Annotated in this window: 1 protein-coding gene; it reads right to left on the minus strand. The window is 58.7% G+C overall.

Translation table 11 applies throughout. The features are described 5' to 3' along the window. Positions 1–62 precede the first annotated feature (62 nt). Positions 63–1189 (minus strand): IS3 family transposase gene (locus RBB42_RS28060; RefSeq protein WP_197918801.1). Its coding sequence is split into 2 segments (ribosomal slippage): positions 63–919 and positions 919–1189, totalling 1128 coding nucleotides; the frame shifts between segments, so codons are not numbered across the junction. Between the last annotated feature and the right edge of the window lie 66 nt (positions 1190–1255).

Below are 1255 nucleotides of genomic sequence, written 5' to 3' on the forward strand. Positions count from 1 at the left end.
TGAAGTGGTCCCATCTTTTCGGACAGGTTTGCAGCGTTTCTAAGGTGTATCGGGTTTAGGTTTCATGCTGCGTGTCGCTCTTCCAAGCCTGCCCAATATGCGTCGTCCGGCGTCTGCCGATCAAGCGCGGAATGGGGTCGGCTGGTGTTATAGAATGCCATCCAGCCCTTGATGACACGACGGGCCCGGAAGCCTTCATTGATTTCTTCGAGATAGATGGCCTCCTGCTTCAGGGATCGCCAGAGGCGTTCGATGAAGATGTTGTCGAGGTAACGCCCGCGCCCGTCCATCGAGATGCGCACGCCCGCCTCGGTCAGCGTCGTGATCCAGGCCGATCCGGTGAACTGCGATCCCTGATCTGTGTTCATGATCTCAGGCGGGCCGTACCTGGCGATGGCCTCGCTCAGTGCTTCGACGCAGAAGTCGGCGTGCATCGTGTTCGACAACCGCCAGCTCAGCACCTTGCGCGTCGCCCAGTCCATGATTGCCACCAGATAGAGGAAGCCATTTCTGACTGGCACAAAGGTGATATCGGCGCACCAGACCTGGTTCGGTCGGTCAATCACCATCTTCCTCAGCAGATACGGGAAGACCGGGTGCTGAGGATGCGGCTGGCTGGTTCGTGGGCGCTTGTAGACCGCTTCAAGACCCATCTTCGCCATCAATCGCCTGACGCGATGGCGGCCAACAACAATGCCTTCCCGGCGCAGATAGGCCGCGATCTGGCGCGACCCGAAGAATGGGTATTTGGTGAACACCCGGTCGATCTCTTTCATCATCGACAGCGTGTCGGCGTCGATCCCGGCGGGCGTGTAGTAGAACGCCGACCGGCTCAGGCTCACCAGCTTGCACTGCTGGCTGATGCTCAGCTTGGGGTGATCCCGGTTGATCATCGCGCGTTTCTTTCCAGGGCTCATCGCTTCAGCCCTTCCGACAAAAAATCGTTCTCGACCGCCAGCCTCCCGATCTTGGCGTGAAGTTCCTTTACTTCCGCCTCGGTCGGGCCGCTCTGCTTGCCACCCGAGAACACATCGGCCATGCCCTCGATGGCCTGCCGCTTCCATGTGCTGACCTGATTTGGGTGCAACTGATGCTTCGCCGCGATCTCCTGCACGGTCTTGTCGCCACGCAGCGCTTCCAACGCCACCTTGGCCTTAAACTGATCTGTAAAGTTCCGGCGCTTTGCCATGTTCGTATCCCTTCAAAGGTTCGGGAAACACCTTAGCTGACTGTCCGGTTTCCTGGGACCACTTCA

The sequence above is a fragment of the Mameliella sp. MMSF_3455 genome, from assembly GCF_030733205.1.
Taxonomy (GTDB): Bacteria; Pseudomonadota; Alphaproteobacteria; order Rhodobacterales; family Rhodobacteraceae; genus Antarctobacter.